At 71.3% G+C, this 19,721-nt stretch carries 22 protein-coding genes; 15 read left to right on the forward strand and 7 right to left on the reverse strand.

Annotation, left to right across the window (positions count from 1 at the left end; genetic code table 11):
- Positions 1-41: 41 nt before the first annotated feature.
- Positions 42-1,631, reverse strand: coding sequence for an AMP-binding protein (locus FXO23_RS19430; RefSeq protein ID WP_158886756.1), 1,590 nt, complete (start codon positions 1,629-1,631; stop codon positions 42-44).
- On the reverse strand, positions 1,628-2,218 hold the full coding sequence (locus tag FXO23_RS19435; RefSeq protein ID WP_158886757.1) for a TetR/AcrR family transcriptional regulator: 591 nt from the start codon (positions 2,216-2,218) through the stop codon (positions 1,628-1,630). The genes FXO23_RS19430 and FXO23_RS19435 overlap by 4 nt, the downstream gene beginning before the upstream one ends.
- Positions 2,219-2,292: 74 nt before the next feature.
- Here FXO23_RS19435 and FXO23_RS19440 point away from each other — a divergent pair, with 74 nt between their 5' ends.
- Both FXO23_RS19440 and FXO23_RS19445 read left to right on the forward strand, forming a co-directional pair.
- Positions 2,293-3,102, forward strand: a complete 810-nt coding sequence (locus tag FXO23_RS19440) for an SDR family NAD(P)-dependent oxidoreductase (RefSeq protein WP_158886758.1) — start codon at positions 2,293-2,295, stop codon at positions 3,100-3,102.
- 74 nt (positions 3,103-3,176) lie between these two features.
- Positions 3,177-3,686, forward strand: coding sequence for an STAS domain-containing protein (locus FXO23_RS19445; RefSeq protein ID WP_158886759.1), 510 nt, complete (start codon positions 3,177-3,179; stop codon positions 3,684-3,686).
- Here the strand turns inward: FXO23_RS19445 and FXO23_RS19450 are convergent.
- Positions 3,683-4,318, reverse strand: coding sequence for a TetR/AcrR family transcriptional regulator (locus FXO23_RS19450; RefSeq protein ID WP_158886760.1), 636 nt, complete (start codon positions 4,316-4,318; stop codon positions 3,683-3,685). The genes FXO23_RS19445 and FXO23_RS19450 overlap by 4 nt on opposite strands.
- A gap of 225 nt (positions 4,319-4,543) precedes the next feature.
- Here FXO23_RS19450 and FXO23_RS19455 point away from each other — a divergent pair, with 225 nt between their 5' ends.
- Complete coding sequence (locus FXO23_RS19455; RefSeq protein WP_158886761.1) at positions 4,544-5,404, forward strand: esterase/lipase family protein; 861 nt, start codon at positions 4,544-4,546, stop codon at positions 5,402-5,404.
- Between the two features lie 94 nt (positions 5,405-5,498).
- On the opposite strand, the gene FXO23_RS19460 is transcribed toward FXO23_RS19455, so the two are convergent.
- The 4 genes from FXO23_RS19460 to FXO23_RS19475 all read right to left on the reverse strand — a co-directional run bounded on the left by FXO23_RS19460 (position 5,499) and on the right by FXO23_RS19475 (position 9,464).
- Positions 5,499-6,080 carry a D-alanyl-D-alanine carboxypeptidase family protein gene (locus FXO23_RS19460; protein ID WP_158886762.1) on the reverse strand — a complete coding sequence of 194 codons (582 nt, stop codon included), beginning with the start codon at positions 6,078-6,080 and terminating at the stop codon, positions 5,499-5,501.
- 15 nt (positions 6,081-6,095) lie between these two features.
- A complete protein-coding gene (locus tag FXO23_RS19465) occupies positions 6,096-7,277 on the reverse strand; it encodes an AAA family ATPase (protein ID WP_158886763.1) in 1,182 nt (393 codons plus the stop codon).
- Positions 7,278-7,398: 121 nt separating this feature from the next.
- Positions 7,399-8,493 (reverse strand): aminotransferase class V-fold PLP-dependent enzyme, encoded by a 1,095-nt coding sequence (locus FXO23_RS19470; RefSeq protein ID WP_246257547.1) that lies wholly within the window; start codon positions 8,491-8,493, stop codon positions 7,399-7,401.
- A 224-nt stretch (positions 8,494-8,717) separates the two neighbouring features.
- The gene (locus FXO23_RS19475) at positions 8,718-9,464 is read right to left on the reverse strand and encodes a GGDEF domain-containing protein (RefSeq protein WP_158886764.1); all 747 of its coding nucleotides are present in this window, start codon (positions 9,462-9,464) and stop codon (positions 8,718-8,720) included.
- 153 nt (positions 9,465-9,617) lie between these two features.
- Here FXO23_RS19475 and FXO23_RS19480 point away from each other — a divergent pair, with 153 nt between their 5' ends.
- From FXO23_RS19480 to FXO23_RS19530, 12 genes are read left to right on the forward strand one after another with little or no spacing between them, the layout of a single operon-like run.
- Positions 9,618-10,970 (forward strand): sedoheptulose 7-phosphate cyclase, encoded by a 1,353-nt coding sequence (locus tag FXO23_RS19480; RefSeq protein ID WP_158886804.1) that lies wholly within the window; start codon positions 9,618-9,620, stop codon positions 10,968-10,970.
- Positions 10,945-11,337, forward strand: coding sequence for a cupin domain-containing protein (locus FXO23_RS51060; protein WP_218952090.1), 393 nt, complete (start codon positions 10,945-10,947; stop codon positions 11,335-11,337). The genes FXO23_RS19480 and FXO23_RS51060 overlap by 26 nt, the downstream gene beginning before the upstream one ends.
- Complete coding sequence (locus FXO23_RS51065; RefSeq protein ID WP_218952091.1) at positions 11,334-11,639, forward strand: hypothetical protein; 306 nt, start codon at positions 11,334-11,336, stop codon at positions 11,637-11,639. Before FXO23_RS51060 ends, FXO23_RS51065 begins: the two co-directional genes overlap by 4 nt.
- Entirely contained in the window at positions 11,636-12,001 is a 366-nt protein-coding gene (locus FXO23_RS19490) for a cupin domain-containing protein (RefSeq protein WP_158886765.1), read from the forward strand. The genes FXO23_RS51065 and FXO23_RS19490 overlap by 4 nt, the downstream gene beginning before the upstream one ends.
- Positions 11,998-13,032: a zinc-dependent alcohol dehydrogenase gene (locus FXO23_RS19495; protein ID WP_218952092.1), complete on the forward strand. Its 1,035-nt coding sequence runs from the start codon at positions 11,998-12,000 to the stop codon at positions 13,030-13,032. Before FXO23_RS19490 ends, FXO23_RS19495 begins: the two co-directional genes overlap by 4 nt.
- Positions 13,029-13,679 (forward strand): cupin domain-containing protein, encoded by a 651-nt coding sequence (locus FXO23_RS19500; RefSeq protein ID WP_158886766.1) that lies wholly within the window; start codon positions 13,029-13,031, stop codon positions 13,677-13,679. Before FXO23_RS19495 ends, FXO23_RS19500 begins: the two co-directional genes overlap by 4 nt.
- Positions 13,676-14,455 (forward strand): SDR family oxidoreductase, encoded by a 780-nt coding sequence (locus FXO23_RS19505; protein ID WP_158886767.1) that lies wholly within the window; start codon positions 13,676-13,678, stop codon positions 14,453-14,455. Before FXO23_RS19500 ends, FXO23_RS19505 begins: the two co-directional genes overlap by 4 nt.
- Entirely contained in the window at positions 14,452-14,994 is a 543-nt protein-coding gene (locus FXO23_RS19510; RefSeq protein ID WP_158886768.1) for a VOC family protein, read from the forward strand. Before FXO23_RS19505 ends, FXO23_RS19510 begins: the two co-directional genes overlap by 4 nt.
- 8 nt (positions 14,995-15,002) lie before the next feature.
- Complete coding sequence (locus FXO23_RS19515) at positions 15,003-16,031, forward strand: prenyltransferase (protein WP_158886769.1); 1,029 nt, start codon at positions 15,003-15,005, stop codon at positions 16,029-16,031.
- The gene (locus FXO23_RS19520) at positions 16,028-16,723 is read left to right on the forward strand and encodes a transmembrane-type terpene cyclase (RefSeq protein WP_158886770.1); all 696 of its coding nucleotides are present in this window, start codon (positions 16,028-16,030) and stop codon (positions 16,721-16,723) included. The genes FXO23_RS19515 and FXO23_RS19520 overlap by 4 nt, the downstream gene beginning before the upstream one ends.
- Positions 16,708-18,144: an NAD(P)/FAD-dependent oxidoreductase gene (locus tag FXO23_RS19525; RefSeq protein WP_158886771.1), complete on the forward strand. Its 1,437-nt coding sequence runs from the start codon at positions 16,708-16,710 to the stop codon at positions 18,142-18,144. The genes FXO23_RS19520 and FXO23_RS19525 overlap by 16 nt, the downstream gene beginning before the upstream one ends.
- The gene (locus tag FXO23_RS19530; protein ID WP_158886772.1) at positions 18,137-19,720 is read left to right on the forward strand and encodes an ABC transporter substrate-binding protein; all 1,584 of its coding nucleotides are present in this window, start codon (positions 18,137-18,139) and stop codon (positions 19,718-19,720) included. Before FXO23_RS19525 ends, FXO23_RS19530 begins: the two co-directional genes overlap by 8 nt.
- The last annotated feature ends 1 nt before the right edge of the window (position 19,721 follow it).

The raw sequence follows: 19,721 nt of genomic DNA on the forward strand, positions 1-19,721 counted from the left end.
ACCCTGCCTAGGCTGGTACCTGCAAATGGCCTAACCGAGGATCATGACGTTTCGGGCAGTTTCTTGCGGATGACCTTGCCGGAGGGGTTTCGGGGGAGGGTGGGGAGGAAGGTGACATCGCGCGGCACCTTGTAGCGGGCCAGGTTGGCTTTGACGAATTCTCGCGCGGTATCGGCGTCCAGGGTGGCGGAGGGGCGGAGGACCAGGTAAGCGGCGAGGCGTTGGCCGTAGTCGGGGTCGGGGACTCCGATCACCGCGGCGTCGAGGACGGCGGGGTGGGTGAGGAGGAGGTCTTCGACTTCGCGGGGGAAGACGTTCTCGCCGCCGGAGACGATCATGTCGTCGTCGCGGCCGTCGACGAAGAGGCGGCCTTGCGAATCCTGGTGGCCTACGTCGCCGGTGCTCATCAGGCCGTCGATGACCTCCTTTCCGCCGCCGCCCGTATAGCCCGCGAACTGGATTCCGTTGCCCACGAAGATCCGGCCGACTTCGCCGCGGGGGACCTCGTTGCCTTGGTCGTCCAGCAGGCGAACAGTGGTGCCCAGGGGCGGGTAGCCCACGGTGCCGGGGGCCGCGCGCAGGTCCTCAGGCGTCGCGAAGCTGGCGTAGGCGACCTCGGTGGAACCGTAGAAGTTGTAGACCACGTCCCCGAAGGTGTCCATCGCGCGCGTGCCGAGTTCGCCGGGCAGGGCGGCGCCGGCGACGCAGAGGATCCGCAACGACGACGTGTCGCGGCGACCGATCTCCGCCGGGCCCAGGTCGAGCAGGCGGCTGAGCATGATCGGGACCACGGCCAGCGCGTCGCACCGATGCCGTTCCAGGGCGTCCAGGGTGGCGACCGGGTCGAACCGGCGGCGGACGATCAGCGTGTTGCCCAGCGCGATCGCGATGGTGGCGGTGAGCAGGCCCCAGCCGTGGAAGATCGGTGCGGCGACATACACCGAACGCCCGCCGCGGTAGGGGATCTTGGACAGGAATCCGCCCGGGATGGCCAACGATCCGCTGAGGGCGCGCGGCGCTCCCTTCGGCGTGCCGGTGGTGCCGCTGGTGAGCAGGATGAGCCGCTGGTGCCGGGCGGGGGCCGCGGGCGCGGCCGGATCACCAGCGGAAATCAGCGCCTCGAGGGTCTCGTCGGCCGGGCGGTCGGTCCACGCCAGGACGCGCGGGGCGGAGTAGTCGCGCACCACCGGTTCGAATTCCTCGTCGTGGACGAGCAGGCCGACCTCTTCGCGGGCGCAGACATCGCGCAGCTGGGGCGCGGCGAAATCGGTGTTCAGCAGCAGCGTCCGGCAACCCAGTTTGGCCGTCGCGAACAACGCGTCGAGCAGGCCGCGGTGGTTCCGGCAGAGGATTCCGACGCAGGACTCCGGTCCGATTCCCTTGGCGCGCAACGCGTTCGCCAGCGCGTTGCTGCGGCGGTCGAGGTCGGCGAAGGACAGCTCACCGCGTTCGTCGACCAGCGCGGTCCGGTCGCCGTAGCGGATCGCGGACATCGCCACCGCCGCGCCCGCGGTGCCGTACGCCCGCAGGGCGCGGGCGATCGCGGGCAGCTTCGCCGGGGTGGTCAGCGGGAACATCCCGGCGCGGGCGCACACCAGGACCGCCCGGAACTCGGTCAGGGAAAAACTCATCTGTGGTCTCCTGCGAGAAGGGTCAGCACCCGGCCGAACAAGCCGTCCGGGACGGCGCCGGCGTCGATGCCTCGTTCGATCGCGAATCCGTTGGACAGCGCCAGCACCACCACCGCCGCCTGCTCGGCGGGCACCGGCAGCGCGAAGCCGCGCGCGTCGGCGATGCGGGTGATCGCGCGGGTCAGTGCGGCGCGGGCCTCCCGGCGCCGCGCGGCGAGCCCCGCGCGCACTTCTTCGTCGCGCATGGCCACGCCCCAGTACTCCAGGAACAACCGCTGCCAGGTGAAATCGGTCTGCACGGCCTCGATCAGCCGGGCCCCGACCTCGCGCAGCAACGCGTCGGCGTCGTCGAGGTCGTCGACGGCCTCGGTCGCGCGGCGCAACCGCATCCCGACGTGTTCCGCCATCAGCGCCAGCACGAGTTCGTCCTTGCCGGCGAAGTTGGAGTACAGGGCGCCCGTGGTCAGCCCCGCGGCCTCGGCGACCTCCCGCAGCGAAGCCCCGGCGATGCCGCGTTCGGCGAACACCCGGGCCGCGGCGTCCAGCACCCGCTGCCGGGTCTCGGTGCGGGGTGGACGGCGGCCCATGGCGCGAAGCGTACCTCAACTCGATACCGATCGTTATCGAGTAACGAACGGTATCGATTCCGGAGGGACACGCCATGGACGAGACGCTCACCGCCGAGAGCCTGGGCACCGCGCCCGGCCACGGCCTGCTGACCGGGCGGAAGGTGCTGGTCGTCGGCGGCGGCCAGCGGACCTACGACCAGCCCGATCCCCCGGCCGGGATCGGCCGCGCGATCAGCGTGCTCGCCGCGGCCGAGGGCGCCGCGGTGGCGGTCGCCGATCTGCACCGCGAAGCCGCCGAGGCGACCGCCGGACTGATCGGCGACGCGGTCGCGCTGACCGTCGACTGCGCCGACGAGACCAGCCTCGAGCACGGCGTCCGCGAAGCCGCCGAGGCCCTCGGCGGGCTGGACGGGCTGGTGCTCAACGTCGGTGTCGTCGGCGGCCTCGGCTTCGCGCACACCCCGGCCGACACCTGGGACCAGGTGCTGGCGATCAACGTGCGCGCCCAGTTCCTCGCCATCAAGTTCGCGCTCCCGGTCCTGCCGCGGGGTAGCTCGATCGTGTTGACCTCGTCGATCGCCGCGCGCAAACCGTCGGTCACCGCGATCCCGGCCTACGCCACCTCGAAGGCCGCCCTCGGCGGGCTGGCCGCCTTCGCCGCCCGGGAGGCCGCGCAGGCCGGGATCCGGGTGAACGTCGTGATGCCCGGACTGATCGACACCGCCCTCGGCCGGTTGGCCGACCAGGTCGACGCCACCCGCGCCGGGACGCCGATCCCGCTGGGCCGCCAGGGCACCGCGTGGGAGGTGGCCAACGCGGCGGTCTTCCTACTCGCCCACACCTCGGCCTACATCACCGGGCACACGCTCGTGGTCGACGGCGGCCTGACCGAAGCCGGGTAGGTGACGATCGACTTGACCGGGTGAGTGTGCTGAGTAGCGTTGAAGGCACACGGGCTTAGATCGCCGGGAATGCGGTGATCAGCAACTCTGCCTTCGACACAAAGGCCGCCGGGCTCGGCAAGGCGGCTGGGGGCGAGAGCCGGGCGGCCGGAAACGGAGCGACCGTGACCGGGCAATACACCAGAACCGAACTGGGCCTGCCGCAATCGGAAGCCGAACCTTTCTCGGTGACCGTGGCGCGCAACCGCAACGGCTGCGTCCTCGCGATGGTGCAGGGCGCGATCGACGCGACGACCATCGACCAGCTGGACCGCGCCTTCGCCGCTCAGCCGGGCATGGATACCCGGGCGTTCGTGCTCGATCTCACCCGGGTGTCGTTCCTGTCCATCAGCGGGTTGCGGGTCATGGTCGATCTGCTGGCCCGCACCAACGAGGTCGGGGTTCCGCTCGAGCTGGTGGTGGACACCCACGCGGTCCGCCGCGCGCTGGACTGCGTCGGCCTGTCCGACGTGTTCTCCACCCACATCGAGCGCACGGCGGCCCTGGCCGCGGTGGACGCCGCCGAGCTGGACGCGACTCTCTAGCCCTCGTCGCCGATGCGCCGCGCGACCTCGTCCGGTTCGTCCCGGGACAGCTCCTGCCCGACGAACAAGTCCCGGACGGCCGCGAAGAACCGCACCGAGTCCTCGGCTTCCGGATCCGCCAGCCGCAGCAGGCCGTAGCCGAGACCGAGCGCGGTGAACGCGCGCGACCGGCCCTCGTCCTCGGCCGCGCCCAGCGAACTCAGCGCGGCCCGCGCCGCCTGCTGGTAGGCGTGCAGCGCCTCGTGCGCGGGTCCGGCCAGTTCCGGTGACCGCGCCGAGCTGACCAGGATCTCGAAGAACGCCAGGCGTTGCAGCACCGGCACGTCGAGGAACCGGTCGGTGAACCAGCCGGCGACCTCGACCGGGGTCGGCGGCTGGTCGCCGGGTTCCGCGGGGAACGCGGCCATCTCCTCCGCCCGTTCGCGCGCGAACGCTTGCAGCGCCTCGGAAATCAGCTCGCCGATCGACGAGAAGTAGTAGCTCACGGTCGCCAGCGGGACCCCGGCCCGCTCGGTGACCGCGCGGTGGGTGACCCCGGCGACGCCCTGCTCGGCCACCACCTCGACCGCGGCCTTGAGCAATGCCTCCCGCCTGGGTCTGGAGCGAGTGCGTCGACTCACGGAACGCGGCATGGGACCACCGTATGCGATCACCGCGCGCGGCGGATCAGGCAGTGGCGGCACCCCACCCCGGACACCGGCGGCAGAGACCTCAGCAGGACTGTCACCGCAGGTAGAAGGCTTGCCAGTATTGAACAGATTTCCTGGAAGTTCTTCTTGAAAAGTCTTCTTACTGGGGAGTAGCGTCCGAGCCACGTTCGGCCGACCCCCGGCCGTCCGCTCCCCAAGGAGACAGTTGTGCGCAGTCACGTCCGCTCCCTCGTGCTGGCCGCGGCGGCCGCCCTCGCGCTCGCCTTCGCCGACCCGTCCGCCACCGCTTCCGCCGAAGCCGCACCGGCCCCGCCGCCGATCCAGGAGAACCCGGCCCCGCTCGGTGCGAACGACTGGAAGTGCAAGCCCAGCAAGGAACACCCGCGGCCGGTGATCCTGGTGCACGGGTTCGGCGCGCCCGCCGCCGGGCACTTCAGCGTCTACTCGCCGTACCTGAAGGCGCAGGGCTACTGCGTGTTCACCGGCACCTACGGCACGATCCCGAACGTGCCGCTGGTGAACCTGCTCGGCGGGTTCCAGTCGATCGAGTACTCGGCCGAGCAGTTCAGCGCGTTCGTGGACAAGGTCCGCGCCGCCACCGGCGTGGACAAGGTCGACATCGTCGGGCACTCCGAGGGCGGCATCATGCCGCGCTACTACATCAAGAACCTGGGCGGCACGGCCAAGGTGCACAGCTACATCTCCTGGGCGCCGCCGAACCACGGCCTCACCCTGTCCGGCCTCTACACCCTGGGCCAGAAGCTGATCCCCGGCCTGGACGAGAACATCCTGCCGCTCTGGCCGGTCACCTCGGAACTCACCAACGGCAAGGGTTTCCTGGACCGGCTCAACGCCGGTGACGAGACCCCGGGCGACATCCACTACACCGTGATCGCCAGCAAGAACGAGGAACTGGTCACCCCGTTCACCACCAGCTTCCTGTCCGGCGACAACGTGGACAACCTGGTGCTGCAGGACTACTTCCCCGATTCGTTCGGCGAGCACATCGGGCTCGCCTTCGACACCGGCGTCTTCAAGCTGACCGACAAGGCGTTGCAGCGCAACTAGAGCCGCGCGTGAGGCAGGTCGCGCGCGTCACGAGTGCGGGGCACCGGACGAAACCCACGCCCGTCCGGCGCCCCGCACTCCGCTGTCTGTCCACTTAGGACCCCGTGGCGCTCGGCAGCAGCGGCGGGCAGCCCGCGGCCGCGTAGCCCGGGTCGAACTCGAAGTGCCACGTCTCGTTCTGGTACCGGCGGCACCAGCCCAGCGCGCGGCCGTTCCGCTCGACCCAGGCGGCCGAGGCGATCGGCTGGATGTCCACCGCGATGCCCTTGACGTGATTGGACTTTCCCGGCGGAAGCACGTACTTCGCGGCGAGTTCGGGAGTGCCGAACCGGCGCACGGCGTCGTCGAACTCCTTCTGCTGCTGGTATTCGCTGCGCTTGCCGTCCATCACGCACAACGTGATCTGCTGCGCGCCCGCCGCGGCCCGCAGGCGGGTGAACGCCTCGGCGACGTCCGGCCGCAACCCGTTCGGCGGCTCGTCGGCATACCGCTTGTCCAGCGGGCACACCGTGCCGCCGTCCGGTCCGGGAATCCCCTCCCACACCGGCAGCGGCTGCCCGGGTCTGGCCTCCGAGCCGAGTGCCACGGTGCCGGTGGCGCCCAGGGTGACCAGCGTGCCGAGCGCCAGCGCCGCGGCGATCCCGGCGATCGAGCGCTTGGTGAGTTGTGGTGGCATCTTCTCCCCCAGTGGTCAACGGTCCGGCCAGTGCCAGGCCGGTTCGTCGAGCCGTCCCTGGCCGACGATCGTGGTCTCGCCGAACTCCTTGATCAGTTGGACGGTGTGGACGCCGATTCGTTGCTCGGCGGTGACCGCTTCCACCGCGGCGATCAGCGGGCGGGAGTGCGAGACGGCGATGACCTGCGACCGGGTCGCGGCGGCGGCGACGAGCCGGGCGAGCGGCGGCAGCAGGTCCGGGTGCAGGCTCGTCTCGGGTTCGTTGAGGACCAGCAGTTCCGGCGGGCGCGGGGTGAGCAGCGCGGCCACCCAGAGCAGGTAGCGCAGCGTGCCGTCGGACAGTTCGGTCACGCCCAGCGGGCGGAGCAGGCCGTGCTGGCGCAGGGTGACCTCGAAGCGGCCGGAGTGGTCGGCGACCTCGACCCGGCTGCCGGGGAACGCGTCGTCCACGGCCGCGTCGAGCGCTTCGGCGTCGCCGATCTCGCGGATGGTCTGCAACGCGGCGGCCAGGTCACCGCCGTCGTGCCCGAGCACCGGGGTCCGGGTGCCGATCCGCGCGGACCGGGCGGGCGCGTCGCCGTCGGTGCGGAAGTGGTCGTAGAACCGCCAGGACCGCATCCGCTCGCGCACGGTCAGCAGTTCGGGCGTGCGGCGGGGGTCGGCGAGTTCGCTGAGCACGCTGTCGAACGGCCGCAGCAGGTACGACGAGTCCGACCACGCGCCGTCCTCGCCGCGGGTCAGCACCCGGCCGCTGTGCCGGCGGTCGCAGAGCAGGTTCGCGGGGCGCAGCACCGGGCCGCTCCACACGCATTCGCGCTTGATCTCCGGGTCGAGGCCGAACGCGGTCCCGGTTTCGCTGGGCAGCCCGAGGTCGAGGGCGTACCCGAAGTCGTCCCCGGCGAAGCCCAGCCGCAACGCCACCGGCGCCGAACGCGTGGTCCCCTGGACCGGGTACCGGCCTTCGCGCACCGCGCGGCCCACCTGCTCCGGGCCCGCCCACAGGGTCGAGGGCAGGCCGCCTTCCCGGGCGAGCGCGGCGATCGTGCCGTTGCGGGATGCGTCGGCGAGCAGGCGCAGGGCCCGGTACAGGCTGGACTTGCCGCTGCCGTTCGCCCCCGTCACCACCGTGAGCGGGCCGAGCGGCAACACCAGCCTGCGCAGGGATCGGTAGTTCTGGACGGCGAGCGTGGACAGCACATATCCGAACCTACCGGTACCGCCACTCAGGTGACCCAGAGCACAAACCCGCCGGGGCCTGAACGGCGCGTTCGGGGGGAGGCTCGAACGCGCCGTTCAGGGTTTTCCCCCAGTGCGCCCGTCAGCGACGGGCACGTTTCCATTCGGCGATCGCGGCGCAGGCGGTGTCCACGTCGCTGTCGGTGTTGAAGTAGTGGAACGAGAGCCGGGCGTCGGCGCCGCGGGCGAGGAAGATCCGGCGGGCGGCCAGCCAGCGGGACAGCCCCGCGGGGTCGGGATCCGGGACCAGCACCTGCGGACCCGGGACGACCTCGGTCCCCGTCTCGTTGAGCCGTTCCGCGGCCCGTCGGGCCAGTCTGTCCACATGCGACTCCACCGCGGCGAGGTCGAGCTGTTCGACCAGGGACAGCCCCGCGTTGGCGGCGAGCACCACCGGCAACGGCGGCATGGTGACCTCGAACCGCCGGGCGTCGGGCGCGGTCAGCGGATCGAAGCCCGCCGGATCCGGTTCGCCGAAGCAGCCGGTGAGCTGCGGGGGCAGGTCGCCGAGCAAACCCCGCCGGACATACAGGAACGCGATGCCGGGCAGGCCGAGCAGGTACTTCATCGACCCGCTGACCAGGTAGTCGCAGTCCAGTTCGGTGACGTCGATGTCGAGCACCCCGGCGGCCTGGTACGCGTCGACGAACACCCGGGCCCCGGCGGCGCGCGCCCGCGCGGTCACCTCGGCGACCGGCATCCGCTGGCCGCTGCGGTAGGACACCAGCGGCACCGAGACCAGCGCGGCCCGCTCGTCGACGGCGTCCGCGCACGCGGTCTCCTTGGCGTGGACCACCTCGGCGCCACGCGGCCGCTGGGCGGCCCAGACCTGCGCGACCGACGGGTACTCCGCGTCGGTCGTGACCACGGCCGGCCGTTTCGCCCAGTCGGTGGTGGAGGCGATCTGGTACGCGGCCACGGTCGCGCCGGACACCACCGCCACCTCGTCGGAGCCGGCCCCGATCAAGGCGGCGAACCGCTGCCGGGCCTGTTCGACCTCGCGTGCCCACAGCTCCCACGGCATCGGATCGGCGTGCATCAGGTCCAGCATCCGGTGCATCGCCGCGTCCAGCGCCGTCGACCGCGGGCCCAGGCTGCAGCTGGCCAGGTGCACGGTGTCGGTCAGGACCGGAAAGTGCGCGCGGAACCGCGCGGGCCGGAGCGTCACTTCTCGCACTTCCTCACCCGGCCACGTGTACGTTCGCGGTCCGCGTGGCGGTCGGCCGGGCAGGGTCACCGCCGGGCGCGGCCGGTTGTTCGGCATCGCCCCCGGAGTCTTCTGCGGGACCACCATGGCTTTCGCCTCTCATTTCCCATTCCCCCTCGGCCCGCGCCATCGCGGTCCGAATCTCGGTCGCGCTCGCGCGCGTGGTCGGACAAGGACACCCCCCAGGTGAACCTTCAGCGTTCGAGCGCGTAACCGGGCAGCATCCGGCCGCACAGCGAACTGTTCGCCATGCCGATCCGGTCCCGCCCCTTGCGTTTGGCCTCCCGCAGCGCCGTGTCGGCGTCGAGGAGCAGGTCGTCGAGGTTGTCCCGGAGTTCGGCGTGGTAGGTGGCCAGGCCGATGGACGCCGTCTGGCCGCTGATCAGCACGGTCACCTCGCGTTCGATCCGGGAGCGGACCTTCATCGCGGCGAACCCCGCCCGGATCCGGCGCGCCACCTCGAGGGCGCCGGACGACGTGGCCGAGGGCAGCAGCACCAGGAACTCGTCCCCGCCGTACCGGCCCACCAGATCGGTGTCCCGGGTGGCCGCGCGCAGGACTTCGGCGGCCGAGCGCAGCACGGCGTCCCCGGCCGGATGCCCGAACTCGTCGTTGATCTGCTTGAACCCGTCGAGGTCGACGATCAGCAGCGCGACCGGCAGGCCGCGCCGCAGCGCGCCGGCGAAGACCTCCGGCGCCTGATCGTCCCAGCCCCAGCGGTCCAGCACCCCGGTGAGCCGGTCGGTGGTCCGGTTGCCCAGCGGCTGGCCGCACGAAGCGCACCGCTCGTGCCGGCCGATCCGATGGAAGCCGCCGGAGTCGCCGTCGAGATCGTCGACGGGCAGGATTTCGACCCGCACGCCGGCGTGGGCGTACGGGCGGTTCGGTTGCCGGGTTGCCGGCCGGACCCGGTCCTCGGTCCTGGTGGGCAGGATGGCCATGCGAGTCTCCCCTGTTGTGTCGGAGCTACGAGGCGCCCAGGAGTAAGTGTGTGGGCACCGCCTGTCATGCGGCTTTCGCTGATATGACAGGCGGTGTTCGCGCAGCGTGTGGCCCAGATCGCACCTGCCCGCTTGCTACTCCACGTAACATGTATGTTCGTCGTCACTCATACGGAGGATCCTCAGCCGCTGAGGTCCGCCTATCCTGTGCCCGGCTACACCTCTGCCGGGAGCAAGGGGGTCGGCGTGGTCCTGCGACCACGAGACGCAAGATCGGAGATACCCGAGGCAACCGCCCGAGAATTCAACTGTGGCATTTCATCCGGATATGTCACTCGGCGAGACAGCCGGAGTTGGACGCTTTCCGCGGAAAGGCGAGTCGGCTACGACGTCGTTCTCACCGACCGGATTCTGGATCCGGTCAATCCCGCGCTGGCCGGTGCGGCGGCCGCGGGGCGGTCGGGGGAAATCCGGCGATTCGTCGTGCTCGACGGAAACGTGGATCGGTTGTACGGTGCCGCGATGCGCGCATACTTCGCGCACCACGGCATAGCGTGCGAATTCCTCCCCCTCGAAGTGTCCGAGCAGCGCAAGACGCTGGAATACGTGACGCGGATCGTCGACGCGCTCGACGAATTCGGGACCGAACGCCACGATCCGATCATCGCGGTCGGCGGCGGGGTGCTGCTGGACATCGCCGGCCTGGCCGCGAGCCTGTACCGCCGCGGGACACCCTATGTCAGAGTGCCGACCACCCTGATCGGACTGGTCGACGCCGGGATCGGCGCCAAGACCGGGGTGAACCACGGCGAGCACAAGAACCGGCTCGGCAGCTACCACCCGCCCGGTTCCGTGCTGCTCGACCGCGCCTTCCTGGGCACCCTGGACCGCCGGCAGCTGAGCAACGGCCTGGCCGAGGTCCTGAAGATGGCGATCGTCGCCGACCGGCGGCTCTTCGACCTGCTCGAGGCGCACGCCGATCTGCTCCTCGACGAGCGACTGCGGGGCGTGACCGAGACCGGCGATCGGGTCGCCCGCGAAGTACTCGAACGAGCGATTTCCGGAATGCTCGAGGAACTGGCCGGAAATCTGTGGGAAACCGATTTACAACGTCTGGTTGATTTCGGCCACTCGATCAGTCCCCTGATCGAAATGCGGGCGCTGCCGGAGCTTCTCCACGGCGAAGCGGTCGCCCTCGACATGGCGCTGTTCGTCGAGGTCTCCTGTCACCGCGGCCTGGTCGGGGTGACCAATAGGGACCGCATGCTGCGGCTTATCCAAAAGCTCGGCCTGCCGATCAGCCATCCGTTGCTCGAAGTGTCGGTGCTGCGCCGCGCACTCGCGGACACCACTCGGCACCGGGGTGGAATGCCTCGACTTCCGATGCCCCGCGAAATAGGCTCCGCTTGTTTTGTGAACGACATCTCCGAAGACGAACTGGTGGTCGCCGCCAAGGAACTACGAGAGCTGGAGGGTGACGATGGATGGTCGGCTGATCGTCGGTGACACCGCGTCGGCCTCCGTCGTGCACGGCGTCCACGGCACGACCGGCGTTTCCGGCTGGAAGTGCTTCACCCGCCGGACCGGGCTCGCCGGGGACTGGGAGGCGGTCGAATGGGCCAGCCTGCCGCCCGGCGGGCTGAGCGGCGAACACGTCCACACCCGAACCGAGGAGCTGTACTTCATCATTTCCGGTCACGGCGAGATGCTGCTCGACGACCAGACGCACGACGTGCGCGCCGGGGACGTGATCCTCACCGGTCTCGGCACCAAGCACGGCCTGCGCAACATCGGCACCGGCGACCTGCACTGGCTGGTGATCGAGATCAACAGCCCGGCCACGGCCGCCGTCCTGCGCGGGGCGACCTCGTGAACGCCGCCATCCACCAGCTGCGCGAGCCCGGCGAGATCGATCCGACGACCCTGCTCACCGGCCCGCTGCGCAGCATCCGCCGGGTGCGGCTGGGCCCGGGCGAGGAGGAGACGCTCACCGCGGACGGCGTCGAGTTCACCCTGTTCGTGCTGTCCGGCGGCGGAACCGGAAATCCGGGCACGGCCGGGATCGAACTGCGCCACGGTGTTTCGGTGACCGCACCGCTGCACTCCGAACTTCGGCTGGCCGCCGGGGACGCGGGCCTGGAGTACTTCCTCGCCGAGCTGACGGTCCGCCCATGATCGTCACGAGCATCGCGGACCCGTCCCGTTCGCAGACCGGCACGCGGACGCGGTGCCTGGCGCGCCGCGGCATGCTCTACAGCGAATGCGAGGCGTTCGACCACCTGCGCCTGCCACCGGGCGGCGAACTCGGGCCGCGCGGGCGCGAGGGAATCGAGTCCGCCTGGTTCGTGCTCGGCGGCGCCGGGACCGCACGCGGGGCCTCGAGCCGGGAACTGCGCCCCGGGGATCTGGTGCTCGCGCCGGCCGACGCCTCGGTCACGCTCGTAGCGGGCGACGAAGGGCTGGAACTGCTCTGGCTCGCGGTCCTGCCGGAGGCGGTGACCCGCGCGCTCCCGGCCCGGAAACCGGCGGTCTCATGACTTCCGGGGATTGGCCGACCGGCGCCATGCGAGCGCTGGCCCTCGAGGGCCCCGGGCGAGTGGTCCAGACCAGTCTGCCGATCCCCGCCCCCGAACCCGGCACGGTCCTGGTCCGCCCGGCCCACGTCGGCCTGTGCGGCACCGATCTCGAACTGCTGCACGGCACCGCCGCGTACCTGAACGACGGCCGATCCGGCTACCCGCACGTGTTCGGGCACGAGTGGTGGGGCCGGGTGGTCACCGCCGACGGCGGTTTCGCGCCCGGGGAAGCCGTGGTCGGCCACACCATGATCTCGTGCGGGCTCTGCCCGAACTGCCAGCGCGGCCGCCGGGCGGTGTGCCGGAACCTGATCGAGACCGGGCTGTACGGGCAGCAGGGCGCGGCGGCCGAGTTCATCCGCCTGCCCGCGCACGCGCTGACCCGGCTGCCCGCGGGCACCCGGGAACCGTGGGCCGTGCTCGTCGAACCGGCGGTCACCGTGGTGGAGTCGCTGGAGCGAACCGGCTGCGGGCCGTTCGACCGGGTCGCGGTGCTGGGCACCGGCACCATCGGCCTGCTCACCGTCCAGCTCGCCCGCCACCGCGGCGCCGAGGTCGAGGCGATCGGCATCGATCCGGCCGGGCTGGAGCTGGCCACCAAGTTCGGCGCCACCGCCGCGTACCGGCCCGAGGACGCGCCCGAGCGGGCGTACTCGCTCGTGGTGGAGGCCTCCGGGGCGTCGGCCGCGTTCCTGCGCTCGCTGGACCTGGTGGAAACCGGCGGCCGGGTCGCGGTGGTCGGGGTCGCGGGCGAACCGGTGGGCGGACTGGTCCCGGGAAACTTCGTGCTCGGCGGCTTCGACGTCTACGGTATCCGCCATGGTCTGGACCACTACGAACGGACGGTCGGCCTGTTCGCCTCCCGGGTGCTCGACGGCGCCGCCCTGGTCGCCGAGATCGTGCCCGCGGCCGACGCCGAGCAGGCGTTCAAACTCCTCGAACACGGTCGTTCCGGGCGGCCCAAGGTGATCCTCGAAATGGGTGGCGCATGATCCGGTTCTTCCCCGGCGCGGACCGGATCGGCGAACACCGCTGGCTGGTCGAGGGCGAGCTGGCGGCGGGCCGCCCCGCAGCGGCGCCGGGCGTGGAGTCCGCGGCCGTCGTGCTCGCCGGATCGCCGCGCTGGCGCGGGGAAACCCTGGGCCCCGGGGACGGCGTGTACTCCCCGGACGGCGGTGACCTGCCGGACGCGGCCGGGCTCCTGCTGATCCACGGCGATAAGCCGAACCACGACGCCGCGGCCGCCCGCTGGCGGTACACCCCGGCCGGGGCCGGAACGCTCGCCGGGCTCGGCGGGATCACCGACATGAACGTCCGCTGGCTGATCACCACCGAAACCGCGGGCAGCGCCGCGCTGGTGGTGGCCACGTCCACGTTCACCCCGGGCGGGCACCACGAACCGCACCGGCATCCGCACGCGGCCGAGTTCTTCCTGGTCGCCGAGGGCGGCGGCACGCACCTCGACCCGGACGGGGAAATCCGGATGGCCCCCGGCGATCTGGTGTACATCCCCGCCGGGCGCTGGCACGGTTACCGGACCGACCCGGGCGTCCGCACCCGCGCGATCTACGGCTACCTCGGCGCGGGCAGCCTCGCCGAGGCGGGTTACGAACTCCGGACGGAAGGGGTGACCGGGTGAAAGCGGCCCTGGTGACCGGTGCCAGTTCGGGCATCGGCGAAGCAACCGCGCTCCTGCTCGCGCGGCGCGGATTCGACCTGGGGCTGGGCTACCGCTCGGACGCCGACGGCGCGAAACGGGTGGCGGCCGAGGTCGAAGCCGCCGGGCGGCGGGCCGTGCTGTTCCGGCTCGACCACGCCGATCCGGCCGCGGCCGCGGCCGCGGTGGACGAGGCCGCCGAGAACCTGGGCGGGGTGGACGCGTTCGTGAACAACGCGGGCATCAACCACCGCGCGGAATTCCTGGACGAAACCCTCGACGACTGGCGGCGCATGCTGGACGTGGACCTGACCGGCCCGTTCGCCTGCGCGCAGGCCGCCGCGCGGCGCATGGTCGCCCGGGGCCGCGGCGGGCGGATCGTCAACGTCAGCTCGGTGCACGACGAGATCCCGATCTGGGGCGGCTCCGCGTATTGCGCCGCCAAGGGCGGGTTCACCATGCTCACCAAGGTGATGGCCCTGGAACTCGCGCGGCACGGGATCACCGTGAACGCGGTGAGCCCGGGCGAGACGGCGACCCCGATGAACGGCGTGCCGGTCGGCACCGACGCGGGCGACCTGCCCCGGCCGTCGATCCCGGTCGGGCGGCCCGCCCGGGCCCGGGAGGTCGCGGCGCTGATCGCCTACCTGCTCGAACCGGACGCGGCCTACCTCACCGGCCAGTCGCTGACCATCGACGGCGGCCTGATGCTGATGGGCGCCATCCCCAACCAGAAGGACGGAGGCGGTTTGCAATGACCGGCATTCCCGGGGCCCGGGCGGTGCACCACGTCGCCTACACCGTCCCGGACCTCGACCAGGCGGTCGAGTTCTTCGTGAACGTGCTCGGCGGGGAACTGGTGTACCGGCTGGGGCCGGTCGAGGACCCCGGCGGCGACTGGATGACCCGCAAACTCGGGGTCGCGGCCGACGCCTCCGCGCACATCGCGATGGTGCGCCTGGGCCCGGTGACGAACGTGGAGCTGTTCGAGTACGCCGCGCCGGACCAGAACCGGTCGTTGCCGCGCAACAGCGACTGGGGCGGGCACCACCTCGCGATTCACGTCGACGACGTGGACAAGGCCGTCGAGTACCTGCGCGAACAGCCCGGCGTGACCGTCCTCGACGAGCCGGAGACCATTGTGGACGGTCCGATCGCGGGCGACCGGTGGGTCTACTTCACCACGCCGTGGGGGATGAGCATGGAACTGATCAACCTGCCGCTCGGCGTGCCGTACGAGCGCGAGACCGCCGCGCGGGTGTACACCCCGGCCGGGCCGTGGCGGAACTCCGGATAGGCGACCCGATGCGCAAGCAGATCGACGCTTTCATCCGGCTGGGACAGCCGAAGTTCCTGCTGGAAAGCTTCCTCACGGTCACCCTCGGCCTCACCGTGTCCGTCTACTCCGGACAGTCGTTCCAGTTCGGCGCGTGGCTGATGGCGCAGGCGGTCGTCAGCGGAACGCACCTGATGACCCAGTACTGCAACGAGTACTTCGATCTGGAGGCGGACAGCGCGCACACCGGGCCGAACAGCTGGACCGGCGGCAGCCGGGTGCTGGTGTCCGGCGAGCTGAAACCGGTGGTGAGCCTGGCCGCGTCCTTCACCCTGCTGTTCGGGGTGCTGGCGCTCGTGGTCTTCCTGCCCTCGCCGGTCGAACGGCTGCTCGGCCTGGCCATGGTCACGCTCGCCTGGTTCTACACCGCGCCGCCGATCCGGTTGAACTACCACGCGCTGGGCGAGATCACGACGTCCGGCGTGCTGACCATCCTGTGCCCGCTGCTCGCGGTGTACGCGCAGATGAAGACCGTCCCGCCGGTGCTGTTCGCGCTGTCCGGCCCGCTGTTCCTGGTGATGGCGGCCCGGATGATGGTGATGAACTTCTGCGACCGGGACTCCGATCTGCTGGCCGGTAAGCACACGCTGCCCAACACCCTGGGCCCGCGCCGCGCGGCCTGGCTGTTCACCGCCCTGCAGATCGCGGCCTACGGCCTGGTCGCCGGGGTGACCCTGGCGGGGATCCTGCCCCCGCCCGCCGGGATCGGCCTGCTGCTCACCGCGCCGCTCGCCTACCCGCTCTGCCGCCGCCTGCTGCGCGACCCACCGTCCGAAGAGGACCCGGCCGGCGCCGCGGCGGTCGCCCGGCTGGCCACCACGCACGCGGCGGCCACCGGGTTCACCGCGATCATCGGGATGCTGCTGGCCACGATCTGGTGGTCCGACGACGGCTGGAGCTCCTCGGTGCTGGTGTGCGTGGGCATCTTCGCCGTCTACGCGCTGCTGTTCACCGCGGTCCAGTTGAACGGCCAGAACCGGAACGCGGTGGTCTCGTGACGCTGTTGGACGCGTTCCTGTCGGCTCCGCCGGTGGTGACCCCGCAGCGCGCGGTCCCGGACGCGCTGCCCAAGGTGGCGTTCGGGATCGTCGGGATCTGCACGTTCGCCGTCTACCTCGCCGCGATCCGGCGCGGGTTCCTGGACAAACGCGCGCCGCTGCCGGTGTTCGCCGTCTGCGCGAACGTGTCCTGGGAAGTGACCTACGCGTTCATCTACCCGACCGAGCCGATGATGCGGACCATCCTGTACTTCTGGATCCCGCTGAACCTGGTGCTGCTGTTCCAGGGGGTGCGCTACGGCCGCAAGGACTTCGGCCGGATGTCCGCGCCGCTGTACGGCTGGATGGTGGCGGGGTTCTTCCTGTTCGCCTTCACCTTCATGATCGCCGCGACCCGCGAGTTCGACGACCGCGCCGGGGTGTACACCACGGTCTTCGTCGTGGTGCTGATGGAATCGCTGTTCCTGGTGACCCTGTGGGTCCGCCGGAACACCGAGGGCCAGACGATGTACATCGCGCTGGGCAAGACGGTGGTCGACACCTCGGGCGCGGTCGCGCTGATCGCGTGGCACCCGGACCGGTGGCTGCTGCACCAGATGATCGCCGCCGAACTGATCCTGGACGCGGTCTACCTCGTCGCGCTGTACCGGACGTTCAAGGCGGAAGGCAGGTCGCCATGGCGGAAGATCTGAAGCGCGGACGCGCGGTCGTCCTCGGCGCGGGGATCGCGGGCCTGCTCGCCGCCGCGGTGCTCGCCGAGAACCTCGGCCCGGTGACCCTCGTCGAGCGCGACCGGTTCGACGAGGATTCCGCGCCCCGCAAGGGAACCCCGCAGGCGCGGCATGCGCACCTGCTGCTCGGCAGCGGCGCGCGGGCGGTCGAGGAACTGCTGCCGGGCACACTTGACACGCTGACCACCGGCGGCGCGCACAACATCGGCATGCCCGAGCAGATCCTCACCTTGACCCCGCAGGGCTGGATGCCGCGGTTCGCGCAGGTCCAGTTCCTGATCGGCTGCAGCCGGCCGTTCCTGGAGAGCACCCTGCGCGAACGGGTGCTGCGCGACGAGCGGATCACGCTGGTCGGCGGCGTCGACGCCACCGGGCTGGCCGGCGAGGCGTCCCAGGTCCGCGGCGCGCTCGTGCGCGACCGGGCGACCGGGGATTCCGCGGTGCTCGAGGCGGAGTTCGTGGTGGACGCGACCGGCGCGAGTTCGAACGCGCCGCGGTGGCTGGCCGGGCTCGGCCTGGCGAGCGTCGACGAGGACGTCGTGGACGGCGGAGTCGGTTACGCCACCCGGCTCTACCGACCGCATCCGTCGCTGCGGCGGGACTTTCCCGCGATCTGCATCCAGCCGGACCCGGACGGCGACGGGCGCGCCGGGGTGCTGCTGCCGATCGAGGGCGACCGGTGGATCGTCAGCATCGCCGGTATGCGGGGCGGGCATCCACCGACCGACGAGGCCGGTTACGTGGAATTCGCCGGAAAACTCCGGCATCCGCTGATCGGCGAGCTCATCGCGTCGGCCGAACCGCTGGGCGGCGTGCGCGGTTTCCGCACCCCGCCGAACCGCCGCCGGCATTTCGAACGGCCGCACCACTGGCCCGAGGGGTTCGTCGTGCTCGGCGACGCGGTCTGCACGTTCAACCCGCTCTACGGGCACGGAATGTCGATCGCCGCCCTGCAGGCGCTCGCGCTGCGGGACACCCTGCGCGCGCACGGCTTCCGCGCCGGACTCGCCCGCAAGGTCCAACGCGCGGCGGCCCGCGCGGTCGAGGACGCGTGGACCCTGGCTTCCGGGCAGGACAGCCGCTTCGAGCAGACCACCGGCCCCAAACCGAGCCTGCTGGACAAGATCAACTCCCGGTACGCCGAACAGGTCGGCAAGGCGGCCGCGGTCCGGCCCGCGGTGACCGCCGCGCTACTTGACGCCTACACCCTGAACGCGCCACTGTCGAGCCTGCTCCGGCCGAAGACCGCGTTCGCCGTCATGCTCCGCCCGCGGCGCCGGCCGGACAGCACGCCTCCGCTCACCCGGCCGGAGGTGGCTTCGCTGCGGCTGGCTTCACCGCGGGCCCGCGGCGCCGACCCTGGGAGGAAGCCCGATGCGTAGAGCGATCGGCGGTCTGCTGGCCCTCGCACTGGTCGCCACGGCCTGCGGCGGGGGCACGACCTCGGGCGGCGGCGACCAGCCGCGGCCGGGCGGGGTGCTCACGTTCGCCACCGACGCCGATCCGTCCTGCATCGACCCGCACCAGTCGCCGACCGCGGCCTCGCAGCTGATCACCCGGGGCGTGGTGGACTCACTGGTCGCACAGGACCCGAAGTCGCTGGAGATCAAACCGTGGCTGGCCGAGTCGTGGACGGTCTCCCCGGACGCCACCAGCTTCACCTTCCGGCTCCGCGACGGCGTGACCTTCAGCGACGGCGCCAAGTTCGACGCGGCGGCGGTCAGGGCGAACTTCGACCGGATCGTCGACCCGGCGACGAAATCCTTGCTGGCGGCCAGTTTCCTCACCGGTTACGCGGGCACGACCGTGGTGGATCCGCGCACGGTGACAGTCGCGTTCAAGCAGCCGAACGCCGCGTTCCTGCAGGCGGCGAGCACCGCGTTCCTGGGCATGGAGTCGCCCGCGACCTTCGTCTCGGGCCAGCAGGCGCTGTGCCAGAAGGTGGTGGGCAGCGGGCCGTTCACGGTCGGCGAGTACGTGCGCCAGCAGAAGATCGAACTGGCCAAACGCCCGGACTACGCCTGGGCCCCCGCGACGCACAAGCACTCCGGCGCCGCCTACCTGGACAAGGTGGCCATCACGGTCGTCCCGGAGAACGGCGTGCGGCTGGGCAGCCTGCGCACCGGCCAGGTCGACGCGGTGGCGAACGTCCCGCCGCGGGAGGCGGATTCGCTCACCGGCGATTTCCAGTTGCTCACCAAGGAACAGCCCGGACTCGCGTACCTGCTGGTGCTCAACGCCCGCAAGGCGCCGTGGACCGAGGCGCCGATGCGGCAGGCGTTCGCGAAGTCGGTCGACACCGAGCAGATCGTTTCCACGGTGTACCAGGGCAAGTACCCCCGGGCGCACAGCGTGCTCACCCCGTCGACGCCCGGGTTCGTCGACATCCTGGGGAAGAGCCAGGCCGACCGCGCGGCGGCGGAGCGGTTGTTCGAGCAGGCGGGCTGGGTGAAGGGCCCGGACGGGGTGCGGGTCAAGGACGGCAAACCGCTGACCGTGGAGTGGACCTACATCTCGCCCGCGCGCGAGCAGCGGGACGTGCTCGCCCAGCTCGTGCAGCAGCAGCTCAAGGAGGTCGGCGTCGGAGTCAGGCTGAACCCGCTGCCGATCGGGGACGTCGTCGGCAGGCAGGCGAAGGGCGAGAACGAGCTCAGCGACATCAGCTTCATCCGCGCGGACGGCGACGTGCTGCGCACCACGTTGTACTCGACGCAGGGCGGCGTCACCGCGTCCGCCGATCCGGAGATGCCCGGCCTGCTGGCCACCGCGACCACCACGACCGATCCCGCCCGGCGCGCGGCGACCTACGAGCAGGCGCAGCGCCGGATCGTCGACCAGGCCACCGCGATCCCGGTGTACAACCCGACCTACCTGCTCGGCGCGGGCAAGGCCGCGCACGATCTGGCGTTCGACCCGCAAGGGCTGCCTGCCTTCTACGACGCGTGGGTGGCTCGCTGAC

This window comes from Amycolatopsis anabasis (assembly GCF_009765355.1).
Classification (GTDB): domain Bacteria; phylum Actinomycetota; class Actinomycetes; order Mycobacteriales; family Pseudonocardiaceae; genus Amycolatopsis; species Amycolatopsis anabasis.

Excerpts from the sequence above, each read along its gene's own strand:
- FXO23_RS19530 (WP_158886772.1), top strand. The coding sequence starts at position 18,137 with ATGCGTAGAGCGATCGGCGGTCTGCTGGCCCTCGCACTGGTCGCCACG.
- FXO23_RS19495 (WP_218952092.1), top strand. The coding sequence starts at position 11,998 with ATGACTTCCGGGGATTGGCCGACCGGCGCCATGCGAGCGCTGGCCCTC.
- FXO23_RS19510 (WP_158886768.1), top strand. The coding sequence starts at position 14,452 with ATGACCGGCATTCCCGGGGCCCGGGCGGTGCACCACGTCGCCTACACC.
- FXO23_RS19475 (WP_158886764.1), bottom strand. The coding sequence starts at position 9,464 with ATGGCCATCCTGCCCACCAGGACCGAGGACCGGGTCCGGCCGGCAACC.
- FXO23_RS19435 (WP_158886757.1), bottom strand. The coding sequence starts at position 2,218 with ATGGGCCGCCGTCCACCCCGCACCGAGACCCGGCAGCGGGTGCTGGAC.
- FXO23_RS19440 (WP_158886758.1), top strand. The coding sequence starts at position 2,293 with ATGGACGAGACGCTCACCGCCGAGAGCCTGGGCACCGCGCCCGGCCAC.
- FXO23_RS19430 (WP_158886756.1), bottom strand. The coding sequence starts at position 1,631 with ATGAGTTTTTCCCTGACCGAGTTCCGGGCGGTCCTGGTGTGCGCCCGC.
- FXO23_RS19490 (WP_158886765.1), top strand. The coding sequence starts at position 11,636 with ATGATCGTCACGAGCATCGCGGACCCGTCCCGTTCGCAGACCGGCACG.
- FXO23_RS19515 (WP_158886769.1), top strand. The coding sequence starts at position 15,003 with ATGCGCAAGCAGATCGACGCTTTCATCCGGCTGGGACAGCCGAAGTTC.
- FXO23_RS19480 (WP_158886804.1), top strand. The coding sequence starts at position 9,618 with ATGTTCGTCGTCACTCATACGGAGGATCCTCAGCCGCTGAGGTCCGCC.
- FXO23_RS19525 (WP_158886771.1), top strand. The coding sequence starts at position 16,708 with ATGGCGGAAGATCTGAAGCGCGGACGCGCGGTCGTCCTCGGCGCGGGG.
- FXO23_RS51060 (WP_218952090.1), top strand. The coding sequence starts at position 10,945 with ATGGATGGTCGGCTGATCGTCGGTGACACCGCGTCGGCCTCCGTCGTG.
- FXO23_RS19460 (WP_158886762.1), bottom strand. The coding sequence starts at position 6,080 with ATGCCACCACAACTCACCAAGCGCTCGATCGCCGGGATCGCCGCGGCG.
- FXO23_RS19450 (WP_158886760.1), bottom strand. The coding sequence starts at position 4,318 with ATGCCGCGTTCCGTGAGTCGACGCACTCGCTCCAGACCCAGGCGGGAG.
- FXO23_RS19500 (WP_158886766.1), top strand. The coding sequence starts at position 13,029 with ATGATCCGGTTCTTCCCCGGCGCGGACCGGATCGGCGAACACCGCTGG.